Raw genomic sequence first — 23,344 nt, forward strand, 5'->3', positions numbered from 1 at the left:
GTTAGTTGAATACGTGTGATTTGACCGCTTTTCCGACCGCCTGTTCCACCGGGTCGAAGAGCGCCGGGTCGGCCATCCCCGCGCCCAGAGAGAGGTTCGCCGCGGGCGCGACGACGACCGCGACCGACCGCCCCTCCGCGAGTTCCGCCGTCGAGACGGGCATCCCCGTCTCGGCGTCGAGCGTCGTGATGAGGTCCGGGAACGTCGCGAGGCGCTCGCCGTCGAGGTCGAGCGTCATGTACTCGTTCCAGAAGGTGAGTTCGCGCCCCTCGATTTCGACCTCGCCCACGTCGAAGCCGCCGGTCGTTTCGAGCGCGAACGACTCGACGGGACCGACGAGCGAGACCTCGCCGCCGAGCACGTCGGCGACGCGGTCCGCGGCGTCGCGGCCGTCGTCCGCGAGTCTGACCGCGCGACCGACCGCCTCGGCCCGGTCGTACGTGTCGAGCGCCGCGTGCGCCTCGGCGTAGCTCGCGGGAACGGGATTTCGAGCGACGGCGACGAGGCCGCCGGCGTCTTCGGCCGCGTGTCGCACGAGCGACGCGGCCGTGCCGAGTTCCGCCTCGACGACCGTCTCCAATCGGGCCGCGGTGCCCGGCACGCCGCCGACCGCCGCCTGCACCGACTCGGCGTCCTGCGAGAGCCCGATAGAGCCCATCGGCCCGGTCGGGTGCGCCCGCCCGTTGCAGGCGGCATCGACGAGCGGGAGGCCGGTCACGGCCGACTGGAGCAGGCCGTTGACGGTGGCGAACCCGCCCATCTCGTTCGTCATCAGCGCGCCGACGGTCGTCCCGTCGGCCGCGAGTCTGTCCACCAGTAGTTCGACCGCGCGCACGTAGTCCGCGGGGTCGACGTGGCTCTCCGTCGCGGCGGGCGCGCCCACGCCGCTGACGGTCAGCACCACGTCCGTCGGGTCGAGGTCGGCGACCGAGACGATTGTCGGCCGGCCGTACTCGACGGCGAGTTCGCCGAACTCGATGCCCTTCGCCAGCGAGCCGCCGCCCCCGCCGCCGAGGACCGCGCCGCCGACCGCGATGTCTTCGACCCATTCCGCCGTTATCGTCCGCGTGTCGTCTGTCGTCATTGGGGTGCCTCGGGGGTGTCTGCGTCGTCGGCCGTCGCGCTGAGGAAGGCGTTCGGCCGCCGTCTGTCGGCGTTGCGAAGCGTCGCGGTCCCCCGCGCCCGAAGTCGCTTCATGCCCGCCGCGAGCAGGTGGTACGTCTGGTCGCGGCCCATCGATTCGAACAGCCCGTCCGATTTCGCCACCGCCGTGGCGCAGACCTCGTCGTCGCGGCACGGCCGGTCGCAGGCCGAACACGCCGGCTGGGCGGCCTTGAACGCCGCCGGGTCCGACGCGCACGACCGGAGCAGTTCGTCGGTCCACGGGCGGTTCCGTCGCGCCCGCCGGAGGGCGGCGAGACGGTCTGTGCGCTCCCCGGTCATTCCCACTCCGCGCCCTCCTCGAACCGGTCGTCGTGGAGGAAACACCGCGCGACCTGGTCCGGCCCGCGGTCGTACAGTTCGGGTTCCTCGACCGCGCAGGCGTCGAACTCGTGGGCGCAGCGCGACCGGAACGCACAGCCGCTGGGCTTTTCTCTCGGGTCCGGCACCTCGCCGTCGAGCGTGATTCGGTCGGGTTTCGCCAGTTCGTCCTCCTCGCTGATGGTCGAGATGGCGGAGAGGAGCGCCCGGCTGTAGGGGTGTTGGGGCGACCCGAACACCGAGTCCACGTCGCCGACCTCCACGAGCCGCCCGAGGTACATGACGCCGATGCGGTCGGCGACGTTCTTCAGGAGCGAGAGGTCGTGCGTGATAAACAGGTAGGTGATGCCGAACTCCGCCTGTATCTCTTCGAGGATGTTGATGATGCGGGCCTGCACGCTCACGTCGAGCGCGCTCGTCGGCTCGTCGAGGACGACGAACTTCGGGTTGAGCGCCACGGCGCGGGCGATGCCGACGCGCTGTTTCTGGCCGCCCGAGAGCTGGCCGGGGTAGCGGTACATGAACTCCCGCGGGAGGTCCACCATGTCCAGGAGTTCCTCGACCCGTTCGAGCCGGGCCTCGGAGTCGCCGTAGTCGTGAATCTTCAGGGGTGCCTCGATGATCGACTTGACGCGGTGGCGGGGGTTGAGGCTCGACGACGGGTCCTGGTGGACGATCTGCATGTTCCGGCGGAACCGCTTGAGCTCGCCGTCGGAGAGGTCGACGACGTTCCGGCCGTCGATTTCGACCCGCCCGCTCGTCGGCTCCGTCAGGCGGAGCATCGACCGGCCGGTCGTCGTCTTGCCGGAGCCGGACTCGCCGACGAGGCCGAACGTCTCGCCCTCCGCGATGGAGAAGCTCACGCCGTCGACGGCGCGGACCTCCCCCGCCTGCTTCTGGAGGATACCCTCGAACAGCGGGAAGTGTTTCTTGAGGTTCTCGACCGTGACCATCGGGTCGTCGAGGTCCCGGTCGCGCTGTGCCGCCGCCGTCGGTTCGGTCGTGTACGCTGAGTCGTTCATTGGTCCGTCCCTCCGTCGGCGGAGATGTCGCCGGAGGCGTCGCCGCCGCCGGCCAGCCACGGCGCGGTGCCGATGTCGACCGGGTCGGCGGCGAGCGGTTCGTGGCGCTCGCGGGCCGGCGGGCCGTCGAACAGGTGGCACGCGGTCGCGTGGTCGGAGCCGGTCTGTCGCGGGTACGGGTACGCGTCGTAACAGGCCGGCTCCGCGTGCGGACAGCGCTCGACGAACCGACAGCCGACCGGCGGGTCCGTGTAGTCGGGCAGGTGCCCTTCGATGCCGTCGCCGATGCCGGTCGACAGCGTCGGGATGCTCTCCAACAGCCCGCGGGTGTAGGGGTGCTGGGGGTTCGCAAACAGGTCGGCGGTCGGCGCTTGCTCGACGATTTCGCCCGCGTACATCACGTTGATGCGGTCGCTGACCTCGCGGGCGACGCCGAGGTCGTGGGTGATGTAGAGGACGCTCGTGTCGCGCTCCTCGACGAGTTCGTCGAGGAGGTCGAGCACCTTCGCCTCGGTCGTCACGTCGAGGGCCGTGCCCGGCTCGTCGGCGATGAGCAGGTCCGGCTCCGACAGGAGCGCGATGGCGATGAGGACGCGCTGGCGCATCCCCCCGGAGAGTTCGACCGGGTAGCTCTCGAAGACGCGCTCGGGGGCCGAGATTTCGACCTCGCCGAGCATCTCGATGGCCCGCTTCCGGTGTTCGGCCTTCGAACCGGTCGACAGCGCGTCGCGGACGAGCTTCGACAGCGACAGCCGCGGCCGCCCCTGCCACTTCAGCACGTCCATCATCTGCTCGCCGACCGTCAGGACGGGGTTGAGGCTCGTCATCGGGTCCTGCATTATCATGCTCATCTCCTTGCCGCGCCGCGAGTGGCGCTCGGCGTCGGAAAGCGAGAGCACGTCCTCGCCCTTGTAGCGAATCTCGCCCTCGGGGATGGTCGCCGAGGGGAGCAGCCCCATGATGGACTTCACGGTGACGCTCTTGCCACAGCCCGTCTCGCCGACGAGCGCCGCGGTCTCGCCGCGGTCGATGGCGAAGTCGATGCCGTTTATCACTTCGGCCGTCCCGTCGTGGGTCTCGAAGTGGACGTGGAGGTTCTTCACCTCCAAGATGGGCTCACCCATCTCAGTCCACCTCCACGTCGAGCACGTCGCGCAGGCCGTCGCCGATGAAGTTGAACCCGAGGACGGCGAAGGAAATCGCCAGTCCGGGGAACACGGCGATCCACCAGAAGCTCGTGACGTAGTTGCGGCCCTGCGCGATCATCGCGCCCCACGTCGGCGTCGGCGGTTGCGCGCCGAGGCCGAGGAACGACAGGCCCGCGCCGACGAGGATGACGAAGCCCATGTCGAGGGTCGCCTTGACCGTGATGGGGCTGACGACGTTCGGGAGAATCTCCTTGAACGTCGTCCGCACCCACCCCGACCCGAGCGCCCGGCTCGACTCGATGAACTCGTCTTCCTTTATCGAGAGCACTTCGCCCTGCACGAGGCGGGCGTACCACGACCACCACGAGAAGGCGATGGCGACCATGACGTTGAACAGCGACGCGCCGGTCGCGGCGACCACCGCCATGGCGAGGAGCGTGGGCGGGATGGCGAGGAAGATGTCCGTCACCCGCATGATGACGGTGTTCGTCGTGCCGCCGAGGTAGCCCGCGATGAGGCCGAGGGTCACGCCGATGGAGATGGCGATAGAGAGGACGATACCGCTCATCAGGAGCGACAGGCGCGCCCCGAACAGGACGCGGCTGAAGATGTCGCGGCCGGTCGTGTCGGTTCCCATCAGGTGGGTCGCGCTCGGCGGCTCGCTCGCCTGGTCGAAGTAGACGCCCGCGCCGGCGTGTTCGGGGAACGGCGCGAGGTACGGCGCGAGGAGCGCCGCGGCGACGAGCGTCAGAATCATCGCCAGTCCGACGAGCGAGAGCTTGTTGCCCGCGAAGGTCCGAAAGCCGCGTTTGAGCTGTCGAATCCGCTCTTTCCGGGCGGCGCTCTCGGTGTCGAGAAACGGGATTGAGGTCTTCGTGGACACGGCTATCCCTCCTCCAGCCGCACCCGCGGGTCGAGGTAGCCGTACAGCAGGTCGACCACGAAGTTGGCGGTCACGAAGCCGATACCGACCACGATGGTGACGCCGACGATGGCGTTGAAGTCCTGATAGAGGATGGCCTGGACGCCGTAGCGCGCCATCCCCGGCCACGCGAAGACGATCTCCACGAGGAACGCGTTCCCGAGGAGGAAGCCGAACGCGAGACCGACCACCGTGAGTGAACTCGTAAAGGCGTTTTGGAGCATGTACTTGTATTCGATGAGCGTGTTCGGAAGGCCGTAGGCCCGGGCAGCGAGGACGTAGTCCTTGCGCTGTTCGTCGATCATGTCCGAGCGGATGAGCCGCATCACCTGCGCCAGCGTGGCGAGGCCGAGCGCGACCGTCGGCAACAGGAGGTGCGTGGCCGCGTCGAGGAACGTCCCGAACTGGCCGGCGATGAGGCTGTCGACCAGATACAGGCGCGTGACCGCCGGCGGGGGAGCGACGCCGTCGCTGAGTCGCCCCGAGAGGGGCAACAGTCCGAGGCTGACGACGAAGACGATTTGGAGGACGATAGCGACCCAAAACCGCGGCATCGACACGCCGAACAGGGCGGTAATCCGCGAGAGGTGGTCCTGCCAGCGGTCCTTGTTCGTGCCGGCGACGACGCCGAACGGTATCGCCAACAGGACGGCGCAAAACAGCGTGACGACGGTCAGTTCGAGCGTCGCGGGCAGGCGAGCGACGATGTCCGAAAAGACGTTGTTGTTCGTCCGCAGCGACATCCCCCAGTCGCCCTGCACGACGCCGACGAGCCAGTCGACGTACTGCATCGGCAGCGGCTGGTCGAGGCCCATCTCGGCGCGGAGCGTCGCGACTTGCTGGTCAGTTGCTTCCGGTCCGAGCGCCAACCGAACGGGGTCGCCCGGAATCACGCGGGATATCAGGAAGATGAGCACTGACAGCCCGAAGATGACGGGGACCGAGTGGATTGCGCGCCGAACGAGGTAATCTACGTATGACATTGGTGAGTTGGAAAGACGGCCCGAATCGGGGCGTCAGGAACCGCCCGTGACGGTTACTCCGCGCGACCCTCGCCGCTCCGAGTCATCGAGTGGACGTCCCAGTCGAACGACATCACGCCGCGGTACTGCCAGCCCTCGACGTTCTCGTTGATGCCGATGCGGTACGGCGGGTTGGCGATGTAGACGCTGGGCATGCCCTCGACGATGAGCGCCTGCGCCTCCTCGTACTTCTCCAGCCGGCTCTGGAGGTCGGAGGTCTGGCGCGCCTCTTCGAGGGTGGCCGCGATTTCGTCGGTGGAGTACCACGACTGGGAGATGTACGACCCGAACGAGGAGGGGTGGTACATCAGGTAGGTGTGGCTGTCCGGCGACGGCATCTTCGCCGTGTGGAAGATGTTCGTCATGTGAGCGGTCGACTCGGCGCTCGTCGCGCGGTCGGTGAGGCGGGCCCACTGCAGGGGGTTGATTTCGAGGTCGATGCCGAGTTCGTTCAGCCCGGCCTGGTTGAGAAGCCCCATCTGGCGCTGGAGTTCGGTGCCGGCGACGACGACGTGTTCGAGGCCGATTTCGTTGATTTCCTCGACGGAGTAGTCCGCCTTGTCGAGGAACTCCTTGGCCTTGTCGAGGTCCTGTTCCATCGGGACGAGGTCGTCATTGTGGCCCGCCATCTCGCGGGGGACCGGCCCGGCCGCGACGCCGCCGCCGCCGATGATGTCGTTGACGGCGCTGTCGTAGTCGAAGGCGTAGGCGATGGCCTTCCGGACGTTGATGTCGTCGGTCGGTGCCTTCCGGCAGTTCAGCGGGAAGTGGAACAACTGCAGTTGCGGCACCTCGGGGACGCGGACGTTGGAGTACGAGTCCATCTCGGCGTACGCCTGCGTGCCCATGTACTGGTCGGTCATGTCGCCTTCGCCCTGTTGCATCGTCGTCTTGATGGTGGACTCCTCGGTGATGACCGTCGAGCGGAACGTATCGAAGCTGTCCTCGCCCCAGCCCTTCCAGTAGTCCTCGTAGGCCGACGCCTCGATGGAGTTCCCCTGCTCCCAGTCGTCGAGGACGTACGCGCCCGACCCGGCGGAGTTGCTCTGGAGGTAGGCGTTACCGTAGTCGCCGTCCTGTTCGTTCTCCTGGACGACGGCGCTGTTGACGATGTAGAACTGGACGAACGTCGCCAGCGCCGGCCCGTACGCCTGATTGAACTCGAAGGCGACGGTCCGCTCGTCGCGGACGGAGATGTTCGAGGGGTCGAGGTAGTCGAGCCAGAACGACGAGTAACCGCGCTGGAGTTCCAGCATCCGCGTGAGCGAGTAGGCCACGTCGTCGGCGGTCAGCGGCGTGCCGTCGGAGAACGTCACGTCGTCGCGAATCGTGAACACCCAGGTCTGACCCTCGTCTTCGGTGTCCCAGCTCTCGGCGATGTGGGCCGTCGGCTGGAGCGTCTCGGCGTCGACCGTGATGAGTTCGTCGTAGAGGTTCTGCGCCGCGAGCCCCTGCGTGTAGTCGACCTGCTCTGCGGGGTCGAGCGTTCCGAACACCTGTCCGGCGATGAAGTGGAAGTCGTTGCCGCCGCCACCGCTTCCGCCGTCGCTCGTCTGTTCGGTCGGGGTCGAGTCGCTCCCGGAACTCCCGTCGCTCGTCTCGGTCTGCTGGGTCCCCTGACAGCCCGCGAGCGCGACGCTCGTCGCGCCCGCACCGATGAGTTTCAGCAGTTTTCTGCGCTCTATGTTGCCGGTTGGCATGGAGGTTTGTGGATACCCCATTCGTATAAAGCTTTCCTAGTGATTAAACATATTGTCTATAAAAGAAGTTGATTCATCTAATTTTGTACTTGCAATAATTATAGAGAGAACCGAGAACCCACGGATATGGGCGAATCTATCACTTAGGCAGATATAGAAGCCTATTCTGTCTTGTTTCTCCCGATAGATGTTAGATATACACAGCTAATCGTGAGAGTAGTGGACAAAGTCGGCGCGTCAATCACGAGAACGTCGCGGGCGAGTGCGGTCGAGGACGAGACGGAATCAGCGACCCCGCGGGCAGTTACTGGGAGAGAAACAGGTCGGGTTCGGTGTGTCGGAACGAACAGCGGCGACTGTTTCCGAGGTCGCTCACCGTCGTGTGAATCTCGGATTCGGTCCGGAGCGTTTCGACGAACGAGCGGTCGGTGTCCGAGTCGTAAAACACGGGGTAGAGGACCGCTTCCATCGTTTCCTCGGATTTCACGACGACGACGAAGATGCGAACGTTCGTGTCGCGGGCGCGGTAGACCTCGAACCGGTCGAACGACGCATCAGCCTCCGAAACGGTCGATTCGAGCGCTTCGAGTTCGGAATCCGGAACGAGAAGCCGGAATCCGGAGTCGGCGGCCGCCGCCGCGTCCGTCGTGGAAACGTCTCCGGGGTGAAGGACGAGCGTCTCCCAGCCGGAATCTTCGAGTTCCGCCGAGACCTCGTCGATTTCAGTGAGGATGTCGGCCCAATCCGCGAGGGCCTTGTTCGTTCGATTGATTTTTCCGCGAACCATGTCGTCACCCTCCGTGAACGCGGAGTAAAAGTGTTTGGGGGCCGGAACGCGCGTTCCACCGACGGCCTGCGATTTCGGTCGTCCGCCGCCGCGACGCGAGTAAACGATTCGTTCACATTCTGTATCCAATTCGGAGATTCCGAGGAAACATTCATATATATGAAGCTAAGCGGTATAACCGTGAGACTAGCAATGCCCGATTCGCAGGAGTGGATGGAGGACCCGCGCGTTGTCGAGCTTCTCGAAGACCGGATGGACAAAAAGGACGTCCGCATCTTCCGCGAGCTGAACAAAGACGGGCGTATCTCGGACACGGAGTTGGCCGACCGCGTCGGGCTCTCTCGGACGGCCGCGCGGCGGCGACGGAAGATGCTCCAAGAAGACGGCATTCTCGAAATCTTCGCGCTGTTGGTCTTTCGGGCGGCCAACTACCCCTACGCCGAGGTCCATATCTCCTACGACAGCCACTCCACGAACGACGAGATAACGGCGTTCATCGAGCGGCTCCTCGACGAGGGGCTGGTGTACGAAGTCGCCGAGTGCATCGGCGAGTACGACCTGCTGATTCGCGTCTGGCAGTCCTCCCTGAGCAGCATCAACAGCTACGTCCGCGAACTCCTCCAAGACAGCGACGTGGTCGACACCTACACCATCGTCCCCATCACCGACTCCTACAAGATGTTCCACCGGACGTTCTACAGGCCGGGCGAAGACGCCGACGACGCGTCGTGACCGAGTCGCGGGTCGCCGCGAGCGAGAATTGGGTGTAATCCGAACGGAGTTCGGCCGGAGTTCGGTCGGTGTTGTCCCGAAGTTCGGAAAAGCGCTATTTCACCGGTAGCTCATTTGAAGACGGGGAACAGAACTCCCCTCTCTGTGACGGACCCCGTCGGCGGCGCGCCGCGTCCACCGAGCACCGCCCCTCGGTCGCTCGGTCGGTCGTCGGCCGCCGCGTTCCCCGTCTCCCCGTCGACCCGGACTTGCGCGCCGCCTCGGACCCGGCTGCCCTGCCACTTCGGGCCGAAACCCCACCAACATTCTTTTGCGACGCCGTCAGTCAAGCGCCTTCGCGACTCAGTCGGCGGGCTCGACGTACCACGAGGTGCTGCGGGCGTACCCCCACCGCGAGATATGGAGCGTCTCCGCCTCGCGCTGGAGCAACTCGACGAGCGACCCGATTTCCTTCGAAGACAGTCCGACCTCGTCGGTGATGTGTCTGCTCTTGAAGTAGAACGCGCCCTCCGAGGCGCGCGTCGAGAGGTACTGTTCGAGTCGGTCCCGCTTGGAGGGTGCACTATCGGAACTCATAGTTCGGGGTGCGGGCCGCGAGGTGAAATTCGATTTCCGAACTTACGGCCAATTCGGGGCCAGATGAGGCACAACTCTCACCGAGTTCGCGCCGCGGGCGGGAAAGGAGTTCGAGGCGAAGTGAGGCCGGAGATACCGCGCGGCGTCGCCTCAGTCGCCATCGTCGAACGCGGTTCGCTCTGCGATGTCGTCTAAGAGGTCGAGGTTGTCGTCCATCTTGGGCGTCAGGAAGAACAGTTTGCCGTACTCCTCACCGCTCGTGGTGAGGACGCCGTTGTCCGTGAGCATCTCCAGGTGGTGCTGGACGGTCTTGTAGTTCAGGTCGAGTTCGTTCGAGAGCTGATTCGTGTTCAGCGGCCGCTCGTGCAGTGCGCGAATGATTCTGAGGCGGTTTTTCCCGCCGCGGGTCCCGCCGACGAGCCACCACAACAGCTGCCGCATCTGGGTTCCGGGGCCGCCGTGTCGGTGTTCGTGACGTGTATCTGTCGCCGTCTGCCGCAGCGCCTGCTTGCCCCCGCTGTAGTTCGTCATGGTCGCTCGACCGCCTCGGTCGTCTTCCGGTCGGCCGCGAGCGTGTTCGTCCCACAGTCCGTGAGTTGCATCGTCTACCTAATCTAGTCGCGTTCCCGCGGATAACGATTCGCCGAACTCGACGCAGAGTTGCCCCCGAGAGGGGCACAAATTAGACCCAAATTCGAACCGAAAACGAACGACTCGGGCGCGTTAGCGCGGGCAGACGGCTGAGAGCGGTCGCGTCGCGGGCGGCCTCTCGAAACGGGGCGCGCCGGGTCGCGGTGCGGAACCGGACGCCGCGGCGAACGGCCCGAACCGTTCCCGACCGACCGCTCGAACCGATATATTTTAGGTGAGCCTAAACAATGTGTCGAGCGAGCGACGAACGGACCGCGGCGTCGGCGACGGCCCGCGAACCGACGCACTGACACATCATGGTCGGCACGACACTCACCCAGATTCGGACCCACATCGAATCGCTTGCGAGCGACGACGGGAGCTACGAACTCGTCTGCGGACGGACCGGCGAACGCCCCGTTCCGGTGGACGGCCTCCGGTTCGAGGACCGCACGACCGCGGAGGCCGCCGCGCGCGCGGCGAGGAGATATCGCTCCGCCCTCCGGCGGTACGACCCGAACGTCCCGTACTACGACCTGATCGTCTCGGAGCACGAGGAGCGTCCGGGGTTCGGCGGCGCGAGCGCGAGTGCGAACACGGGCGCGACCGCAGAGGGGTGGGCGACCGCCGGGGCGACGCCCGGACTCCCGAAACCGCCCCGCGACCTCGGACCCGACGCGGACGGCCGCGCGGAGTGCGCCGACGGCGGCGATCGCGCCGAGCGGGTCGAGTTCTGTCACCGGGTCGCGGCGGCGGTGTTCGAGGCGCTCGTGGACGCCGGCCACCGGGCGGTCGAGACCGCGGTGATGGACGCGTACTTCGACCTCGCGGAGACGATGGCCAGCGCGGACGACCTCTGTCTGCGCCTGTTGGAGAGCATGGCGACCGCGCTCCACGTCCATCTCGGGTCGGCCGAGCAGGCTGACGTGCTCGAACGCGCCGCCTCTCACCTCGCATCGCAACCCGACTCGACGACGGCGCTGGCGGCGACGCTGGCGGAGATGGAACGGCTCGACCTCGTGGAATCGTACACCTGCTCGCCGTGGCGACCCGGCCCGGACGCGACGACGAGGGCCACGGAACTGACCCTCGAAGGCTACGCCCTCTCGGCGCGCGAGGGCCGGCTCCCGGTGCTGCCGGTCGTCGTCGAACTCTACCGCCGGGCGTCGTCGTGGAAGCCCGTCTCCCTGCACGTCACGCCGACCGAGGGGGGCTGGCACGCGACGCTTTCGGTCTCCGCGACGTCGAACGCGGTCGGACTGGCGAGCGTCCCCATCCACGAGCGCACCGCCGACTGACTCGCGTTCGTCCCGCGCTCGCGCCGAGGCGACCGGCGCTGCCGCGGCTCGCGGCCGCGGTCGGCCGGCGTGGTCGCACCACGGTTCGAGGAGTAAACCACGACGAGACGGCCGGTGGCCGTGGATTTATGCTCGCGAGTTCCTACTAGCCCCGATGTGGACTCCCCGTTCGAGACGCTCGACATCGACCCGGACGCAGACGAGGACGAACTCGTCGACGCGTACCGTCGACGGGTGAAGTCGGCCCACCCGGACCACGGCGGGTCGGCGGAGGAATTTCAGGCGGTTCGGACGGCCTACGAGGCGATTCGGGGCGGCTACGAGCCCGGCGACGAACTCGAACCCGTCGAGACGGACGGCCGACGCCCGACCGACGAGGGTGCGACCCGAAACGGACGGCACGACGCCGGTGCCGCCCGGAACGGCCACGCCGAAAACGGGACCGGCGGCGAGGGCGCTGGCGTCGACGCCGACTCGGAGCCCGAACCCGACCGGCGCGAGGCGCGGGTCGAGTTCCTCGATTACGACGTGCTCACCGACCGCGGCTGGTCGCTCACCGACGACGACCTGTTCGAGAAGGCCGCCGAGAGCGGCCTCGACGGCGACGCCTACGGCGAGGTGTTCGTCGAGCCGCGGACCAACCTCCTGAAAGCGGCCGAGGACGCCGGCCACAGCTGGCCCTTCGCCTGCCGCGGCGGGGCCTGCGCGAACTGCGCGGTGGCGGTCGTCGACGGCGAGGTGAAGATGCCCTCGAACCACATCCTCTCCGAGGAGATGCTGGAGCAGGGCGTCCGGCTGTCGTGTATCAGCCTCCCGGTGACCGACGACCTGCGGGTCGTCTACAACATCGAACACCTCCCCGGACTCGACGAGCTCCGACTCCCCCCGCAACACGCCCGGAAGATGAGTCCGGGGGACTGACGCGAACCCCCGGTTGGATGCCTCGATGACGACTTTTATGCGCGTCCTCCGCCGACCCCCGCTATGGCAATCGAGTCGGGAGACCGCGTCGCGCTCGCGTACGTCGGACGCTTCGAAGACGGGACCGTCTTCAACACCTCGCGGTACGAGGTGGCGGTCGAACACGGCCTGTTCGAGGCCCAGGAGAAGGACCGCGACGACTACGCCCCCCAGACGTTCGTCGTCGGCGCGGGCCAGATTATTCCGGGGCTCGACGAGGCCGTCGTCGGGATGTCGGCCGGCGAGGAGGCGACCGTGACCGTCCCGCCGGAAGACGCCTACGGCGAGTTCGACCCCGACCGAATCCGAACCTACGACCCCGAGACGTTCGCGGGGATGGTCGGCGACGAGCCCGAGGTCGGCCTGCACGTCCACGCGGAAAACGGCCTGCACGGCGACGTTACCGCCGTCCGCGACGACGCGGTCGAAGTCGACTTCAACCACGAACTCGCGGGGAAGACGCTCGTCTTCGACATCGAAATCGTCGCCGTCCAGTAGGGGTTCGGACGGAATGGCACGGCGAGGTGGAGACGGATCTTCGACCCGCTACAGCGAGTGCTTCGGGACGATTTCGGGGTCGGGCGTGTAGTTGACCGCGGCCTCGACGCGGAACACGTCGGCGAGGAGCTCCTCGGTGACGACCTCTCGCGGCGGGCCCCAGTCGTACAGTTCGCCGTCCTGCATGGCGACGAGGTAGTCGGCGAACCGCGCGGCCTGCGCGATGTCGTGGAGGACGACCGCGACCGTCACGCCGCGTTCCTCGTTGAGTTGGCGGACGGTCTCCAGCACGCGGAGCTGGTGGTGCAAGTCGAGATAGGTCGTCGGCTCGTCGAGGAGGAGGACATCGGTGTCCTGTGCGAGCACCATGGCGATCCACGCGAGCTGGCTCTGTCCGCCCGAGAGGTTACCGATCTGCTTGTCGCGGATGTGCTCGACGCCCGCGAGGTCGATGGCGCGCTCGACCGCCTCGTGGTCGGCGTCGCTGACCTGCTCGAAGAAGCTCCGGTGGGGGTACCGGCCGTGGTAGACGAGGTCCTCGACGGTGAGCGACGTGGGCGAGTCGTGCTGCTGGGAGAGCATCCCCAACTCGCGGGCGAACGCCTTGTCGTCGTACTCGCTGATGGACTTCCCGTCGAGGTAGACGCTCCCGCTGTCGGGAGTGAGCTGTTTGGCGAGCGACTTCAGGAGCGTGCTCTTGCCGGAGCCGTTCGGCCCGACGAGCGCCGTGATTTCGCCGCGCGGGATGTCGATGCGGTCGCACTCGACGACCGGGCCCTCGCTCGTCGGGTACGAGAGTTCGAGCGCGTCGCCGGTGACCGCGCTCTCGCGGTCGGTCTCGCCTTCGACGCTCGCGTTTCCGCTGTCGTCAGCGGCCGTTTCGCCGTGTTGTGCCATCTGTCGGGGGTTCTCTGATTGCTGGTTCGACATCACACTTCACCGATGTTCTGCTGTTTGCGCATGAGATAGAGGAAGTACGGCCCGCCGACGAGGCCCGTGACGACCCCGACCGGAAGCTGAACCGGGTTGAGCGCGAGGCGCGCGCCCACGTCGGCGGCGACCATCAGCGCCGGGCCGGCGAACAGACAGCCGACGACGAGACGCTTGTAATCGCTGCCGACCACGTTCCGAACGAGGTGCGGGACGACGAGACCGACGAAGCCGACGATGCCGGCGACGGCGATGCTCGCCGCGGCCGCGAGGACCGCGACGCCCGAGAGGGCGAACCGCACCTTCTCGATGGACATCCCGAGCGAGCGGGCGGTCTGCTCGCCGAGGAGCAGGACGTTGAGCTGCCGAGAGCTCGCGAGCGCGAGGGTGACGGCGATAATCGACCACGGGAGGGCCATGCGGACCTGCTCCCAGTCGGTGCCGGTGAGCGAGCCGGTCGTCCACGCGATGGCCGACTGGACGACGCCGATGTCGTCGACGAAGAAGAAAAGCCCCGTCTGGAGGCTCTGGAAGACGGTGCCGACGATGACGCCCGCGAGGACGAGCCTGACCGGCGAGGTGCCGTTCTTCCACGCGATGAGGTAGACGAGGACGAACGCGAACATCCCGCCGAGCGCCGCCAGAAGCGGGAGGTACGCCGCGAGCCCCGAGAAGACGACGAGCGTGAGGAGGATGAGCAGTCCGGCCCCCGACGAGACGCCGAGGATGAAGGGACTGGCCAGTTCGTTCCGGGTGACCGCCTGAAAGATAGCGCCGGAGATAGCGAGGTTCGCGCCGACGAGGACGGCGACGAACACCCGCGGCAGTCGGATGTTCCAGACGATGAGCGTCTGTCGGCCGAGTTCGGGGAGTTCGCCACCGAGGAGGAACACCCGCCAGACCTGCGGGTCGAAGATGACCGCGGGGTCGAAGACGGCGCGCCACGCCTCGCCGATGGTCATCGAGAACGCGCCGAAACTGACCTGCACGAGGCCGCCGGCCACGACGACGACGAGGCTGGCGAGACAAAGCGATAGGAGCGAGCCGTCGATCCAGCCGAACAGCCGGGTCAGCGCCGACTCGGACGAGCGCTCTGTCGGCGTCGTCCCGCTCACTGCTCGACACCTCCGAGTTCGCGCCCGTCGAGGTAGTCAGCGAGCGCCTCGTCGGGGAGCGCGTCGAGGACGCGTTCGGTGCCGATTGTCTCGACGAGCCGCCGGATACCGCGGGACTCCGCGGCCTCGACTTCGCGGTCGGTCCGACGGGTGTCGAACGCCCGGTCGATGTAGGATTCGCGGAGGTCGGCGAGGCGCTCGTCGTCGACATCGGCGTCGTCGGGAACCTCGCTTTCGAACCACTCGCGCCAGCGGTCGCGGTCGCCCCACTCGCCGTGGAACTCGGTGTCGGCGCGGAGCCAGTCGTAGTGGCGCGCGAGGTCGCCCGGGAAGCCCCGCTCGCGACGGCGGTCCTCGATGAGACACCGGGCGACGTGACCGCCCTGTCCGGCGGCGATGCCGACCTGCGCGTTCCGGTCGCCCGAGGGCGCGGCGACGTACAGTCCCTCGACGGGGGTCCGCCCGTCGCCGTCGGCGTAATCGGAATCGAAGTGCTCGTGGACCTCGCCGTGGTGGTCGTGTTCCTCGAACATCGCGTCGTCGTCGTCGAGGCCGCGGAGGTAGTCGCCGTCGTACCACGCGGCGGCGACGACGTAGTCGGCCTCGACCCGGCGACCCTCCTGCGTGCGGACGACGAAGCGGGGGGCGTCGGCGTCGTCCGCGTCCGACTCGGTCTCGCTCGCGTCCGTGACCTCACTCTCGTCGCCCGGTCGCTCGACCGAGACGACCATGTCCGCGACGTAGTCAGCGCCGACCTCGGCGAGGTGTTCGTGCACGAGCGCGGTGAAGGTGTCCACGCCGATACCGGCGGGGAAGCCGAGGTAGTTTTCGAGGTAGGCACACCGACGCAAGGCCGCGTTGCCCCGGTCGAAAACGACGGTGTCGAGGCCGTACCGCGCGGTGAAGACGGCCGCGGCGCATCCGGTGGGACCCCCGCCGACGACGACCACGTCCGCCGAGTCGAGGTCGGAGTCGGAGTCGGTGCCTCGGGCGGTCACGGCTCAGACCGCCCCCGTGAGAACGGCCCGTCGAAACGCGTGGTCGAAGTCGACTCCGTCTTCGTTCATACGTTTTAGGCGTCCCTAATACAATAAACCACTTTCGGATTTTAGGGACTCCTAAACGTACCGACACGCTTCGAAATACCCCGGAGAGAGGCTCACGAACGCGAATATTCGACGATACCGGCCGAGAGAAACGGCGGCGAACGGGGCCGGGGCGTCCCCCTCAGCCGAGGAGGTACTTGAGCGCGGGCCGACGGCGGACGAACTCCATCTCTTCGAGGTACGCGTCGAGGCCGAGGACGCGGCCCGCGGCGAGCGCGCCGACGACGAGGAACATCACGAGTCCCAGCAGGTCGCCGTTGACCAGCCCGTGACCCCACTCGGCGTTGCCGAGGTAGAAGAACGTCATGAGGAACGTCCCCCCGGCGGCGGCGAGGCGGACCGCGGCCCCGGTGACGAGCGCGAACCCGATGAGCGTCTCACCCAGCGGGACCACGAAGTTCGTGAATTCGAGCATCACCGGCGTCTGGCCGACCCACGCGAGGAACGCGTGGACCGGACCGGGCGCGCCGGTGGTGCCGTTGACGAGCCAGCCGCCCGCGTTAAACGGCTCGGCGGCGAGGTACTTCGTCACCCCCGCGTGGAGGAACCAGTACCCCGTGACGAGCCGGGCGAACACGAGCACGTAGCCGGTGACGCCCTCGGCGTAGTCGAACTCCATCCGGTTCCCCAGCATCTCGATTTCGCCGGTTGCGGCCATCGTCCGTCACCTCACATGTGAAGCGTGGGGCGCCGGGAGGGTATAAACCCGGACCGATTTTCGAGTCCTCGGAATCTGGGAATCGGCGGCGCGGTCACTCGGGCGTGATGACGACCCCGTCGTCGTCCGCGTGGTCCATCGACACCTCGTGTCGCGTGTGGCGGGCGTGCGTGCGGGCCCACCGGCGGGCGCTGGCCTCGGAGAGGAACTGCTCGCCGTCGGGACACCGCCGACAGCTGACGACCCACGGCGAAACGTCGTCCGGGAAGTGGCCGGTGTGCCGGCGGTGGTCGAGCGCGAACTGCTCGACCGACTGGTTCCCTAACTGTAGCTCGTCGAGTTCGTAGGAGAGGTCCCACTCCTCGCCGCAGCGCGAACACGAGACGGTCGGCGTGTCGTCTATCGGAGCGGTGGGGGAGTGCGTGCGAAAGTCGTCGTCGCTCGGGGGAGACACAGACTGGATTCGGGCCGCGGCCTCTTGTAACCGCCTACAGCCGAAGTGAAAGACAGCCGAATGACAGGTCGCCGCGGAAACCGGCACAACTCCGCCTCGCCAACCGCCGTCTCACTCCGCGGTCGACTCCCAGTCTCTGACCAGCGCGACGGCGAAAACGGTTAGTAGGGCGGCGATACCGGCGTTTCGCGCGAAGTCCCCGATATCGCCGGCGGCGAGTCGAACGACGCCGAGCGCGAGGAGGAGCCCGATGGCGAGCGCGAACAGGACGGTCGCCCACGACCGCGCGTGCATGGTCGAGCGTAGCGGGTCGCCGGCTAAAACCGTTCAGGTCGGCGCGTCGAACCGACTTATCGGTCGCGCCGTCCGATGCTTCGAGTCTTCATCCTTCGAGCCTGCTCGCGGGGCCCGGCCCGTCGTCGCCTCGGGGTCAGGCGCTCGCGTCGTAGCCCGCGTCTTCGACGGCCGCGACGAGGGCGTCGGCGTCGGCGTCGCCTTCGACGGTCGCGCGCTCCGCCTCGCGGTCGGCGGTCGCGTCCTCGACGCCGTCGACGCCGGCGAGGGCGTCGGCGACGCGCTGTTCGCAGTGTTCGCAGGTCATCCCGGTGACGGTGAGGGTTGTCGGCATGCGGTTCGAGGTAGGGGCTTCTCGATTTAGTGGATTTCCCTTTCGTCGGTTCGCCGAACCACCGGTGTCGGCTTTCGAATCAAAAGCCGAACGCGGGGAACACCTATGACATCGCAGTGCCAAACGTGACCATGCGCGCGCTCGACGAAACCGACCTCCACATCCTCGAACTCCTCGCCGAAGACGCCCGCCGACCGTTCAGCGACATCTCCGCCGAAGTCGGGCTCTCCGCGCCGGCGGTCTCCGACCGCATCGACCGCCTCAGCGAGGAGGGCATCATCCGCCGCTTCACCGTCGACCTCGACCAGTCGACGCTCTCGGGCGGGACGCCCGTCCTCGTCAGACTCACCGTCCGCCCGGAGTTCGTCGACGAGGTCCGCGACGCCCTCCGCGAGGCCGACCCGGTCCAACACCTGTTCGTCGCGGCCGACGGGGAAGTGACCGCCCACGCCCGACTCGACGGAGGATCCGTCCGCGCCCAGTTGGACGACCTCGTGGACCTCTCACGGGTCCGCGACTACGAAGTGAGCCTCGTGGAGTCCGCCGAGTGGACGCCGACGGTCAACGGGACCGGATTCGCCCTCGAATGCGCCGAGTGCGGCAACACGGTGACGAGCGAGGGCGAGAGCGCCCGCATCGGCGGGACGCTCTACCACTTCTGCTGTTCGTCCTGCCTCGGCCGGTTCGAAGACCGATACGACCGCCTCGAAGCCGGCGCGAACGACGACTGACCGGGGTGACGGCGGGTGGGTGCCGCGGTCGGTGGCTGAGCGTCGGAATCGGCGGTTTCGAATCCAAAGTTCCGCCCCTCACGGGCGCTCGGTTCTGAAGGGGAAACCGAGGTAAGAGAGGGGTGCGTACGTACAGACGACATGAGTAGCCGAACGGCCCACTTAGACATCCGCGGGATGAGTTGCGCGAACTGCTCGCGCACCGTCGGCGAGGCGTTGGAGGCGCTCGACGGCGTGACGAGCGCCAACGTCAACTTCGCCACCGACGAGGGTTCCGTGGAGTACGACCCCGAGGAGGTACCGCTCGGCGAGCTATACGACGCCATCGAGGACGCCGGCTACGAGGCGCTCTCGGAGAGCCGGACCATCGGCATCACCGGGATGAGCTGTGCGAACTGCGCCGACGCCAACCGGAAGTCCTTGGAGTCGGTACCGGGCGTCGTCGACGCCGAGGTCAACTTCGCCACCGACGAGGCGCACGTCACCTACAACCCCGCCGACGCGAGCCTCGACGACATGTATCGGGCGGTCGAGGACGCCGGCTACACGCCCGTCCGCGAGGACGGCGACGACGAGGGAGACGCAGAGGACGCCCGCGACGCCGCCCGCAACGAGGAGATTCGCCGACAGAAGCGCCTGACGCTGTTCGGCGCGGCGCTGTCGCTCCCGCTTTTGGCGATGCTCGCGGTCGAACTGTTCGGCGGCGGCCTCCCCGAGACGATTCCCGGCACCGGCGTCCCGGTCGGCTGGGTCGGCTTCGCGTTCGCCACGCCGGTGCAGGTCTTCCTCGGCCGCGAGTTCTACGAGAACTCCTACACGGCGCTCGTCCGGAACCGCACCGCCAACATGGACGTGCTCATCGCCATGGGGTCGTCCACGGCGTACGTCTACTCGATTGCCGTCCTCGGCGGTCTCCTCGCCGGTAGTCTCTACTTCGACACCGCAGCGCTCATCTTGGTGTTCATCACCCTCGGGAACTACCTCGAAGCGCGCTCGAAGGGACAGGCCTCGGAGGCGCTCCGGACCCTCCTCGAACTCGAAGCCGACACCGCGACGCTCGTCGACGACGACGGGACCGAACGCGAGGTCCCCCGCGACGAGGTCGCGGTCGGCGACCGCATGAAGGTCCGTCCCGGCGAGAAGATTCCGACCGACGGCGTCGTCGTCGACGGCGACTCCGCGGTCGACGAGTCGATGGTCACCGGCGAGTCCGTCCCCGTCTCGAAGGCCGAAGGCGACGAGGTCGTCGGCTCGACGGTGAACCAAAACGGCGTCCTCGTGGTCGAAGCGACCAAGGTCGGCTCCGAGACGGCCATCCAGCAGATCGTCTCGCTCGTCAAGGAGGCGCAGGGCCGCCAGCCCGAGATTCAGAACCTCGCCGACCGCATCTCGGCGTACTTCGTGCCCGCGGTCATCGCCAACGCCCTCCTGTGGGGCGTCGTCTGGTTCCTCTTCCCCGAGGCGCTTTCCGGCTTCATCCGGTCGCTCCCGCTTTGGGGACTCGTCGCCGGCGGCCCCGTCGCCGCGGGCGGCGCGGTCTCGACGTTCGAGTTCGCCGTCGTCGTCTTCGCGTCGGCCGTGCTCATCGCCTGCCCCTGCGCGCTCGGCCTCGCGACCCCGGCCGCGACGATGGTCGGAACCGCAATCGGCGCGCAAAACGGCGTCCTGTTCAAGGGCGGTGACGTGCTCGAACGCGTCAAGGACGTCGAGACGGTCGTCTTCGACAAGACCGGCACGCTCACCAAAGGCGAGATGACGCTGACCGACGTGGTCGCCGTCGGCCCCGCCGCCGACGGCTCCGGCGTCGTCACCGCAGCCGACGAGACGCTCGACGAGGACGCCGTGCTCCGCTACGCCGCCTCGGCCGAGCGCAACAGCGAACACCCGCTGGCCCGCGCCATCGTTGCCGGCGCGGAAGACCGCGGCCTCGACCTCGCGGAGCCGGACGACTTCGAGAACGTCCCCGGCCACGGGATTCGCGCGACCGTCGACGGGAAGCCCGTCCTCGTCGGCAACCGCAAACTCCTCTCGGACGCGGGCGTCGACCCCGCGCCGGCCGAGGACGCGCTCCGCGACCTCGAACGCGAGGGCAAGACCGCGATGCTCGTCGCGGTCGACGGCGACCTCGCGGGCGTCGTCGCCGACGCGGACGAGATCAAGGAGTCTGCCGCCGACGCCGTCGCCGCGCTCCGCGACCGCGACGTGACCGTCCACATGATTACCGGCGACAACGAGCGCACCGCCCGCGCCGTCGCCGAGCAGGTCGGCATCGACCCCGACAACGTCAGCGCCGGCGTCCTCCCCGAGGACAAGGCCGACGCCGTCGAGTCCCTGCAGGCCGACGGGACGAGAGTCATGATGGTCGGCGACGGCGTCAACGACGCGCCCGCCCTCGCCGCCGCGTACGTCGGCACCGCGCTCGGCTCCGGCACCGACGTGGCTATCGAGGCCGCCGACGTGACGCTCATGCGCGACGACCCGCTCGACGTGGTGAAAGCCATCCGCATCTCCGCGGGGACGCTCGCCAAAATCAAACAGAACCTGTTCTGGGCGCTCGGCTACAACACCGCGATGATTCCGCTCGCGTCGCTCGGCCTCCTCCAGCCGGTGTTCGCCGCGGGCGCGATGGCGCTGTCGTCTGTGTCCGTCCTCACGAACAGCCTCCTGTTCCGGGCCTACACGCCGGACCACGACTACCACTTCCTCGACTTCCTCCGCCGGTAGTCGGTCCGCCGTCTTCGCTTTTCTCCTCGCGCCGCGATTCTTCCCGGTGATGACGCATCGACTGTCCGCGTGGACGGAGCCGTGGCTCATGGCCGCCGTCGGCGCGTTCCTCGTCCTCGTCGGGGTCGGAACGCTCGTGGGGGCCCCGTGGCGCTACGCCGCCAGCGATTCGGTCGTCGCGATCGCGGCGTTCCAGATACTCGGGTCGCTGTCAGCTATCGCCATCGGAATGGGAGTCGCGCGGCTCGACGCGGGCAGCGCGCGCAAAAAACGGTGACCGACGCGGCGTTCAGTACCGCGACGGGAGGAACGCCATGCCGATGAGGAGGACGATAGTGGTGAACGAGACGATGGTGACACCCCAGAGGCCGTTTTCCGTCTCGTGGAAGTGCTCGATTTCGGACAGCTGAGTCTGATAGCTGTCGTAGTTCTGCGTCAGGACGAGCGTCTCGCCGTCCGGGAAGTACGCGAGGTACTGCTGTCCGGAGAGAGTCAGGTTCGCCTCGTTGTCGACAGTGACGGTGTTCTCCTCGGGGGCGAACCACTCGACGGTCGCGCCGGAAGTCTCGACGGCGGCGACGGTGACAGACTGGTTGTTGTAGTCGAAGGAGTCGCCCTCGGCGACGGTTCGCGTCTCGTTTTCCGGGAAGTACTCGTCGACCGAGACGAGCGTCGAGTCGTTGATGACGACGTAGCGCTCGCCGTCACGGGTGACGGTCTGGTTGTCGGCGTTCGAGTCCGACTGCAGGATCGCCGTCTCGTTGTACAGTTCGACCAGCGTCGCCTCGCTGGGCTCGGAGACGTTGGCGATCTCGACACGGTAGTCCGTGTCGTCGAGCGTGACGGTGCTCTCGTTGTCCCACGTCTCCGTGTAACGGGCCGAATCGTTCACGTACGTGAGCTCGCCGGAACGGACCAGCGTGGTGCCGCCACCGTGGCCGCCCGATTCCTCTTCTTCGGTTATCGACGATACCGTGTACGCCTGGTCGCTACCGGGGACGGAGAACTCGTCTCCCTGTGCCAGCGAGTACTCGGGGTTCTCGAAACTGACCGACGGCGTCGATGCAGTCGCGATGAGCGAGTATGCACCGGCACCGATGACCAGGAAGAACACGACGGAGATGACCGCGGCGCGTCGTTGCATGGTTTCGGCATGGGCCACGCGGCGTATAACGATTACTTTTCCTCGGAGCGTGTCACCGCGTCGCGCGACCGCCGGCGACGACGCTCACCCTCAATACGGCGGGGCGGGCGAGCGGTCGCGGTCCCGGAGCGTCGAGACGGCTTGAATCTGTCGACCCAACGGACGTACTGCGAGTTACTGACCAGTCGCGCGACAGTACCGCATCGTGATGAGCGACGCGCGGGGGTGGCCGCGTCACGTAACAGTTGGAACTCGTCCCCGATCAATTCGGCTTCCTCGGCGCGCGCACGGTCGCAGAACGGACCCACGAACGAGCGGCGGCGCTCGGTGACGACCACGGCCGCCGGCAACGATGACTCTCGGGACGGTGAACGTGCGATCCGTGGAGACTACGGTTTCGCTCCCCGAAGCCGGTTCGAGCGCGGAAGACCGCGCCGGACGCACTCGAAGCACAGTCGTGCGATAGCGTCGCCACTCGCTGATTCGATTCCGGGACGCGCGCTCACGGGAGCAACATCCGAAACGAAAAGCCAAGGGCCGGATTTGAACCGGCGGGGGTTCCGCTCTGCAGGCGGATGCGTTGGGCCGAACTCTGCCACCTTGGCGCAGTTACTGGTATCCCTGTCTTGTGCTTAAGCCTGACGGTGTGCGACCTGAGTCGGGCGTTTTCGGTGTCTCGACTCGACGCGGTCGCTCTGAGTGTGTGCATGCGAGCGGCGCTCCGCTCGCTGTAAATGAAAAAAGCCCACTGGACCGAAGTCCAGTGGGCTCTGTATGAGTGGGGGGCGGCGAACTGGATTTCCCAGAGGATCGCTCACTCCAGTACTGACCAGAACGCAGGTGAGCTTAACTTCCGTGTTCGGGATGGGTACGGGTGGAACCTCACCGCTCTGGCCGCCTTAATGCCGATCAGCGGAATCGAACCGCTGTCATACCAATATCGGTCGGGTCGTCGTACCAATGTATACGTGCAATCCAGTTTGCGCCTGGACCCGTTCTCGGGTCTCAGTGCGTATGAATGTGGCTTGGACTGTTAGTGCTCGCGGGCTTAACAACTCGTTGCCTCGTTGCGTACAC

At 67.1% G+C, this 23,344-nt stretch carries 25 protein-coding genes, 1 tRNA gene and 1 rRNA gene; 7 read left to right on the top strand and 20 right to left on the bottom strand.

The features are described from left to right. Position 1: 1 nt before the first annotated feature. The 8 genes from FY251_RS17030 to FY251_RS17065 all read right to left on the bottom strand — a co-directional run bounded on the left by FY251_RS17030 (position 2) and on the right by FY251_RS17065 (position 8,083). Positions 2–1,084: a DUF917 family protein gene (locus tag FY251_RS17030; RefSeq protein WP_148416248.1), complete on the bottom strand. Its 1,083-nt coding sequence runs from the start codon at positions 1,082–1,084 to the stop codon at positions 2–4. Then, positions 1,081–1,443: a hypothetical protein gene (locus FY251_RS17035; RefSeq protein WP_148416249.1), complete on the bottom strand. Its 363-nt coding sequence runs from the start codon at positions 1,441–1,443 to the stop codon at positions 1,081–1,083. The genes FY251_RS17030 and FY251_RS17035 overlap by 4 nt, the downstream gene beginning before the upstream one ends. Beyond that, positions 1,440–2,504: an ABC transporter ATP-binding protein gene (locus FY251_RS17040; protein WP_148416250.1), complete on the bottom strand. Its 1,065-nt coding sequence runs from the start codon at positions 2,502–2,504 to the stop codon at positions 1,440–1,442. The genes FY251_RS17035 and FY251_RS17040 overlap by 4 nt, the downstream gene beginning before the upstream one ends. Further along, positions 2,501–3,628 carry an ABC transporter ATP-binding protein gene (locus tag FY251_RS17045; protein ID WP_148416251.1) on the bottom strand — a complete coding sequence of 376 codons (1,128 nt, stop codon included), beginning with the start codon at positions 3,626–3,628 and terminating at the stop codon, positions 2,501–2,503. Before FY251_RS17045 ends, FY251_RS17040 begins: the two co-directional genes overlap by 4 nt. A 1-nt stretch (position 3,629) precedes the next feature. Beyond that, on the bottom strand, positions 3,630–4,535 hold the full coding sequence (locus FY251_RS17050; protein ID WP_148416252.1) for an ABC transporter permease: 906 nt from the start codon (positions 4,533–4,535) through the stop codon (positions 3,630–3,632). 2 nt (positions 4,536–4,537) lie between these two features. Continuing rightward, positions 4,538–5,557: an ABC transporter permease gene (locus FY251_RS17055; RefSeq protein ID WP_148416253.1), complete on the bottom strand. Its 1,020-nt coding sequence runs from the start codon at positions 5,555–5,557 to the stop codon at positions 4,538–4,540. Positions 5,558–5,610: 53 nt separating this feature from the next. After that, positions 5,611–7,296: an ABC transporter substrate-binding protein gene (locus tag FY251_RS17060; RefSeq protein WP_148416254.1), complete on the bottom strand. Its 1,686-nt coding sequence runs from the start codon at positions 7,294–7,296 to the stop codon at positions 5,611–5,613. Positions 7,297–7,600: 304 nt separating this feature from the next. Then, entirely contained in the window at positions 7,601–8,083 is a 483-nt protein-coding gene (locus FY251_RS17065) for a hypothetical protein (protein WP_148416255.1), read from the bottom strand. A 192-nt stretch (positions 8,084–8,275) separates the two neighbouring features. On the opposite strand from FY251_RS17065, the gene FY251_RS17070 reads away from it, so the two are divergent. After that, entirely contained in the window at positions 8,276–8,815 is a 540-nt protein-coding gene (locus tag FY251_RS17070; protein ID WP_089777031.1) for an Lrp/AsnC family transcriptional regulator, read from the top strand. A 342-nt stretch (positions 8,816–9,157) separates the two neighbouring features. On the opposite strand, the gene FY251_RS17075 is transcribed toward FY251_RS17070, so the two are convergent. Both FY251_RS17075 and FY251_RS17080 read right to left on the bottom strand, forming a co-directional pair. Beyond that, entirely contained in the window at positions 9,158–9,391 is a 234-nt protein-coding gene (locus FY251_RS17075; RefSeq protein WP_148416256.1) for a hypothetical protein, read from the bottom strand. 150 nt (positions 9,392–9,541) lie between these two features. Continuing rightward, complete coding sequence (locus tag FY251_RS17080; protein ID WP_148416272.1) at positions 9,542–9,832, bottom strand: winged helix-turn-helix domain-containing protein; 291 nt, start codon at positions 9,830–9,832, stop codon at positions 9,542–9,544. A 506-nt stretch (positions 9,833–10,338) separates the two neighbouring features. On the opposite strand from FY251_RS17080, the gene FY251_RS17085 reads away from it, so the two are divergent. From FY251_RS17085 to FY251_RS17095, 3 genes are all read left to right on the top strand, one after another. Then, positions 10,339–11,319 (top strand): hypothetical protein, encoded by a 981-nt coding sequence (locus FY251_RS17085; RefSeq protein WP_148416257.1) that lies wholly within the window; start codon positions 10,339–10,341, stop codon positions 11,317–11,319. A gap of 156 nt (positions 11,320–11,475) precedes the next feature. Then, a complete protein-coding gene (gene fer, locus FY251_RS17090; RefSeq protein WP_148416258.1) occupies positions 11,476–12,240 on the top strand; it encodes a ferredoxin Fer in 765 nt (254 codons plus the stop codon). Between the two features lie 63 nt (positions 12,241–12,303). Beyond that, positions 12,304–12,777 (top strand): peptidylprolyl isomerase, encoded by a 474-nt coding sequence (locus tag FY251_RS17095; RefSeq protein WP_148416259.1) that lies wholly within the window; start codon positions 12,304–12,306, stop codon positions 12,775–12,777. Between the two features lie 48 nt (positions 12,778–12,825). Here the strand turns inward: FY251_RS17095 and FY251_RS17100 are convergent, their stop codons facing one another. From FY251_RS17100 to FY251_RS17130, 7 genes are all read right to left on the bottom strand, one after another. Next, positions 12,826–13,707, bottom strand: a complete 882-nt coding sequence (locus tag FY251_RS17100) for an ABC transporter ATP-binding protein (RefSeq protein WP_187367431.1) — start codon at positions 13,705–13,707, stop codon at positions 12,826–12,828. Next, the gene (locus tag FY251_RS17105; RefSeq protein WP_148416261.1) at positions 13,707–14,822 is read right to left on the bottom strand and encodes an iron ABC transporter permease; all 1,116 of its coding nucleotides are present in this window, start codon (positions 14,820–14,822) and stop codon (positions 13,707–13,709) included. Before FY251_RS17105 ends, FY251_RS17100 begins: the two co-directional genes overlap by 1 nt. Further along, the gene (locus FY251_RS17110; RefSeq protein WP_148416262.1) at positions 14,819–15,820 is read right to left on the bottom strand and encodes an FAD-dependent oxidoreductase; all 1,002 of its coding nucleotides are present in this window, start codon (positions 15,818–15,820) and stop codon (positions 14,819–14,821) included. The genes FY251_RS17105 and FY251_RS17110 overlap by 4 nt, the downstream gene beginning before the upstream one ends. 229 nt (positions 15,821–16,049) lie before the next feature. Next, positions 16,050–16,586, bottom strand: a complete 537-nt coding sequence (locus FY251_RS17115; protein ID WP_148416263.1) for a DoxX family membrane protein — start codon at positions 16,584–16,586, stop codon at positions 16,050–16,052. Between the two features lie 94 nt (positions 16,587–16,680). Beyond that, complete coding sequence (locus FY251_RS17120) at positions 16,681–17,040, bottom strand: hypothetical protein (protein ID WP_089777041.1); 360 nt, start codon at positions 17,038–17,040, stop codon at positions 16,681–16,683. Positions 17,041–17,151: 111 nt separating this feature from the next. Further along, positions 17,152–17,334: a hypothetical protein gene (locus FY251_RS17125; RefSeq protein WP_148416264.1), complete on the bottom strand. Its 183-nt coding sequence runs from the start codon at positions 17,332–17,334 to the stop codon at positions 17,152–17,154. A 136-nt stretch (positions 17,335–17,470) separates the two neighbouring features. Then, positions 17,471–17,668, bottom strand: coding sequence for a heavy-metal-associated domain-containing protein (locus FY251_RS17130; RefSeq protein WP_089777043.1), 198 nt, complete (start codon positions 17,666–17,668; stop codon positions 17,471–17,473). A 131-nt stretch (positions 17,669–17,799) separates the two neighbouring features. Here FY251_RS17130 and FY251_RS17135 point away from each other — a divergent pair, with 131 nt between their 5' ends. The 3 genes from FY251_RS17135 to FY251_RS17145 all read left to right on the top strand — a co-directional run bounded on the left by FY251_RS17135 (position 17,800) and on the right by FY251_RS17145 (position 21,400). Next, entirely contained in the window at positions 17,800–18,399 is a 600-nt protein-coding gene (locus FY251_RS17135; protein ID WP_148416265.1) for an AsnC family transcriptional regulator, read from the top strand. 141 nt (positions 18,400–18,540) lie between these two features. Beyond that, positions 18,541–21,123, top strand: coding sequence for a heavy metal translocating P-type ATPase (locus FY251_RS17140; RefSeq protein ID WP_148416266.1), 2,583 nt, complete (start codon positions 18,541–18,543; stop codon positions 21,121–21,123). A 49-nt stretch (positions 21,124–21,172) separates the two neighbouring features. Then, positions 21,173–21,400: a hypothetical protein gene (locus FY251_RS17145; RefSeq protein ID WP_148416267.1), complete on the top strand. Its 228-nt coding sequence runs from the start codon at positions 21,173–21,175 to the stop codon at positions 21,398–21,400. A gap of 12 nt (positions 21,401–21,412) precedes the next feature. On the opposite strand, the gene FY251_RS17150 is transcribed toward FY251_RS17145, so the two are convergent. The 3 genes from FY251_RS17150 to rrf all read right to left on the bottom strand — a co-directional run bounded on the left by FY251_RS17150 (position 21,413) and on the right by rrf (position 23,169). Continuing rightward, a complete protein-coding gene (locus FY251_RS17150) occupies positions 21,413–22,267 on the bottom strand; it encodes a hypothetical protein (RefSeq protein ID WP_148416268.1) in 855 nt (284 codons plus the stop codon). 528 nt (positions 22,268–22,795) lie between these two features. After that, positions 22,796–22,872: transfer RNA gene (locus tag FY251_RS17155), tRNA-Cys, on the bottom strand. 175 nt (positions 22,873–23,047) lie between these two features. Continuing rightward, positions 23,048–23,169 (bottom strand): 5S ribosomal RNA (gene rrf, locus FY251_RS17160). Positions 23,170–23,344: the final 175 nt, after the last annotated feature.

Source organism: Haloferax sp. KTX1 (genome assembly GCF_902410085.1).
GTDB lineage: Archaea > Halobacteriota > Halobacteria > Halobacteriales > Haloferacaceae > Haloferax > Haloferax massiliensis.

What these genes read in the sequence shown, in the direction of transcription:
- FY251_RS17075 (WP_148416256.1), bottom strand. Translation starts at nt 9,391, where the DNA reads ATGAGTTCCGATAGTGCACCCTCCAAGCGGGACCGACTCGAACAGTAC.
- FY251_RS17095 (WP_148416259.1), top strand. Translation starts at nt 12,304, where the DNA reads ATGGCAATCGAGTCGGGAGACCGCGTCGCGCTCGCGTACGTCGGACGC.
- FY251_RS17145 (WP_148416267.1), top strand. Translation starts at nt 21,173, where the DNA reads ATGACGCATCGACTGTCCGCGTGGACGGAGCCGTGGCTCATGGCCGCC.
- FY251_RS17140 (WP_148416266.1), top strand. Translation starts at nt 18,541, where the DNA reads ATGAGTAGCCGAACGGCCCACTTAGACATCCGCGGGATGAGTTGCGCG.
- FY251_RS17035 (WP_148416249.1), bottom strand. Translation starts at nt 1,443, where the DNA reads ATGACCGGGGAGCGCACAGACCGTCTCGCCGCCCTCCGGCGGGCGCGA.
- FY251_RS17115 (WP_148416263.1), bottom strand. Translation starts at nt 16,586, where the DNA reads ATGGCCGCAACCGGCGAAATCGAGATGCTGGGGAACCGGATGGAGTTC.
- FY251_RS17060 (WP_148416254.1), bottom strand. Translation starts at nt 7,296, where the DNA reads ATGCCAACCGGCAACATAGAGCGCAGAAAACTGCTGAAACTCATCGGT.
- FY251_RS17085 (WP_148416257.1), top strand. Translation starts at nt 10,339, where the DNA reads ATGGTCGGCACGACACTCACCCAGATTCGGACCCACATCGAATCGCTT.
- FY251_RS17065 (WP_148416255.1), bottom strand. Translation starts at nt 8,083, where the DNA reads ATGGTTCGCGGAAAAATCAATCGAACGAACAAGGCCCTCGCGGATTGG.
- FY251_RS17150 (WP_148416268.1), bottom strand. Translation starts at nt 22,267, where the DNA reads ATGCAACGACGCGCCGCGGTCATCTCCGTCGTGTTCTTCCTGGTCATC.
- FY251_RS17100 (WP_187367431.1), bottom strand. Translation starts at nt 13,707, where the DNA reads ATGTCGAACCAGCAATCAGAGAACCCCCGACAGATGGCACAACACGGC.
- FY251_RS17055 (WP_148416253.1), bottom strand. Translation starts at nt 5,557, where the DNA reads ATGTCATACGTAGATTACCTCGTTCGGCGCGCAATCCACTCGGTCCCC.
- FY251_RS17030 (WP_148416248.1), bottom strand. Translation starts at nt 1,084, where the DNA reads ATGACGACAGACGACACGCGGACGATAACGGCGGAATGGGTCGAAGAC.
- FY251_RS17045 (WP_148416251.1), bottom strand. Translation starts at nt 3,628, where the DNA reads ATGGGTGAGCCCATCTTGGAGGTGAAGAACCTCCACGTCCACTTCGAG.
- FY251_RS17135 (WP_148416265.1), top strand. Translation starts at nt 17,800, where the DNA reads ATGCGCGCGCTCGACGAAACCGACCTCCACATCCTCGAACTCCTCGCC.
- FY251_RS17040 (WP_148416250.1), bottom strand. Translation starts at nt 2,504, where the DNA reads ATGAACGACTCAGCGTACACGACCGAACCGACGGCGGCGGCACAGCGC.
- FY251_RS17125 (WP_148416264.1), bottom strand. Translation starts at nt 17,334, where the DNA reads ATGCACGCGCGGTCGTGGGCGACCGTCCTGTTCGCGCTCGCCATCGGG.
- FY251_RS17070 (WP_089777031.1), top strand. Translation starts at nt 8,276, where the DNA reads ATGCCCGATTCGCAGGAGTGGATGGAGGACCCGCGCGTTGTCGAGCTT.
- FY251_RS17130 (WP_089777043.1), bottom strand. Translation starts at nt 17,668, where the DNA reads ATGCCGACAACCCTCACCGTCACCGGGATGACCTGCGAACACTGCGAA.
- FY251_RS17080 (WP_148416272.1), bottom strand. Translation starts at nt 9,832, where the DNA reads ATGCGGCAGCTGTTGTGGTGGCTCGTCGGCGGGACCCGCGGCGGGAAA.